Origin of the sequence: Sphaerospermopsis reniformis (assembly GCF_005402885.1) — a bacterium.
Taxonomy (GTDB): domain Bacteria; phylum Cyanobacteriota; class Cyanobacteriia; order Cyanobacteriales; family Nostocaceae; genus Sphaerospermopsis; species Sphaerospermopsis kisseleviana.
Genome location: NZ_BJCE01000403.1, coordinates 1 through 2719, shown reverse-complemented (window position 1 = coordinate 2719; position 2719 = coordinate 1). Strand labels below are relative to the sequence as shown.

2 protein-coding genes are annotated in these 2719 nt (G+C 38.4%); both read left to right on the top strand.

The features are described from left to right. The first annotated feature begins 695 nt into the window (after window positions 1-695). Window positions 696-1496: a Tic22 family protein gene (locus FFR48_RS26945; RefSeq protein WP_096565866.1), complete on the top strand. Its 801-nt coding sequence runs from the start codon at window positions 696-698 to the stop codon at window positions 1494-1496. Between the two features lie 2 nt (window positions 1497-1498). Continuing rightward, entirely contained in the window at window positions 1499-2398 is a 900-nt protein-coding gene (gene prmC / locus FFR48_RS26940; protein ID WP_201277693.1) for a peptide chain release factor N(5)-glutamine methyltransferase, read from the top strand. The last annotated feature ends 321 nt before the right edge of the window (window positions 2399-2719 follow it).

Here is a 2719-nt window from a genome sequence, read left to right as displayed (position 1 = left end):
TACATTGTTCGACCTTCAATGTTGGTTGATTCTAAAAGTATAGTTGAGATATGAGGCTAAATGTCAAGGCGAATAAATTCGCCGTTGGCACTTCCTCCACTGTAAGACAGCCAAGTGGCTTCCGTGCCTTTCAGCGATTTTCTTGTGAGTAAATAGTATAGTATAGATTATATATTTTTTATTGGGTTTGGGTTATTGATAAAAGTTACTAATACATACTAACAACCCAAGTTCCTAGTTAGGAATACGAGTCAGGAGTTAGGAGAAAGAATGAATTATGATGGTGTTCCCTGCTTTTTTGCTGTCTACTTATCCTTGTTACTTGGATTTGAGAGCCTCACGGCCTTATCTACAGCTATAAAAAAACTCTGTTAATCGGAAATGGGAACGATTTATCAAGTCCTAGCGTCACGGAAAAACAAACAAAACAAACAACAATACAATCAACAATACAATCAAATGTAATTGTTGTGAGCAAGAGTCCCGGAAATCAAACCCTGCTGGAGAATATAATAGAATAATACAGCATTTAGTAGTGAATAGCAGGGCAAAATTCCCAAAAATTAGCACAATAAACTTATTTAAAGCTAAAATAGCTGGTTAGATAATTAAACTTGGTTTTGTTGGTATAAAATTCTACTACTTTCTGATTGTCTAAGTTAATTCAAGTATTGATATTGAGATAAGGAGTATTTATGAAATCATTGGTTCGCTGGGGCTTAACGCTGGGTTTAGTAGGTAGTACCCTATTTGGCAGCGTGGTAGCTGTTGATTTTCCTGTGCTGGCATTAACAGAACAACAAGTCAAAGAAAAATTGGATTCTGTACCGGTTTACTTGATTACGAATGATCAGGGTTTACCGTTGAGTCGGACTATACCCGCACAAAATGGACAACCAGGGGCTTCAGTGACTGGTGTATATATGAGTCGGCAAGAAGCTTTGGCGTTTATCAAAGAATTGCAAAATGCCAAAAATAAAGACCCAAAACTAGAAACAATGGCTAAACAGTTGCAAGTTACCGCTGTTCCTCTAGGTGTAATTTATCAGCAATTGCAACAAAGTAAAAACCAACAGAATAGACTGTTGTTTGCGTTCAAACCTGTAGATAAAGAAGTTAAAGGCGCTCTAACTTTACTAAATGCAAGTGGTCAAAAAGTAGATCAATTTAAGAGTGTACCTGTATTTGCGGTAAGATTTGGGACAGATAAAGGCTATGTACCAATTCAATTAGGTGCGAATAATCAGCAAATGATTCCTTTATTCTTGAGTAAACAAGATGCACTAGGTTTATTGAACCAAGTGAAACCAAAGTTTCCTCAAGCTGATATTCAGGTAATAGATGTGGATGGGGTGATTAAAACTTTGGAAGATAAAAATGATTCTTGGTTAAATCAGGTGGTTTTGGTTCCATCCCCAGAGTCTAGAGAATATATTAGGACTTTGCCTAAAAATAATGCTGCCAAGCAGAATAATGCACCTTCTAAACGGCGTTAATCATGGCAAAGCAACAGTCATTTACTGGTATGGAAGTTTGGCAGTGGCGTAATCAAGCACTGAAAGATGCTTTATCTACGGACATTTCTCCTGTAGAAGTTGATTGGCTGTTGCAGGAAATAACTGAGTTAGACCGCTTGACACTGCGTTTGGAGTCCTTCAAAAACTTGAATCATATTCAAACGCAGTTTTCTTTGTCAGAACTAGACAGGTTATGGCAAAGACGTTTACAGGAACGCTTGCCGATACAATACATAGCTGGTGTGACACCTTGGCGCAAATTTAAACTCGCTGTGTCCAGTGCGGTTTTGATTCCTAGACCGGAAACAGAGATTTTGATTGATTTGGCTGTAAACGCTGCTGAAAGTAAGGGGTTACAATCAGGTCATTGGGCAGATTTGGGGACTGGGAGTGGGGCGATCGCTCTTGGTTTAGCGGAGGTATTGACAAATGCGACAATTCATGCTGTAGATGTCAGTGCTGAAGCTTTAGAGGTTGCGAAAACCAATGCGGAAAGTTTAGGTTTTGGGGAACAAGTGAAATTTTACCAAGGTAATTGGTGGAAACCCTTAGAATTTTTGCAAGGTCAATTTAGCGGGATGGTATCAAATCCGCCTTATATTCCCAGTGATACGGTACTGACATTACAACCGGAAGTAGTGAAACATGAACCACATCTAGCATTAGATGGTGGTGTGGATGGTTTAGATTGTATTCGTCATTTAATCGCACTTGCTCCTGATTATTTGCGTCCTGGTGGGGTGTGGTTGATTGAAATGATGGCGGGACAGGCTGAAACGGTGCGAGAATTGTTAGAAAAGAATGGTAATTATAGTGACATTTCTATTCATGCAGATTTAGCAGGAATAGAACGGTTTGCGATAGCTTATGTAAATATGTAGAATGTCCTGGATATGATGTTTTCTGCATCAGGATTTTCATTGTCAGAATCAGGATATCCAGGATTATAGGATTTACAGGATGTTGATTTAATAGGAATGTGGTGATTTTTCAAAATTTGATTTTGTCAGAATCAGGATTTTCAGGATTTAAGGATGTTCAGGATGTCATAATTATTATATAGTTTAATTTATAATTAGGGTTTGCTGAGAAAGTCTTTCCGTGAGGGCATAGGAGTCAGGAGTCAGGAGTCAGGAGTCAGGAGGAGATTTGAAAATTTCTTTGCCATCTCTTGAAATCCCAAAAAATGCACACTTTTTCCG

Bases quoted from the DNA above. Each gene is read 5' to 3' on its own strand.
- FFR48_RS26945 (WP_096565866.1), top strand. From the start codon at position 696: ATGAAATCATTGGTTCGCTGGGGCTTAACGCTGGGTTTAGTAGGTAGT.
- prmC (WP_201277693.1), top strand. From the start codon at position 1,499: ATGGCAAAGCAACAGTCATTTACTGGTATGGAAGTTTGGCAGTGGCGT.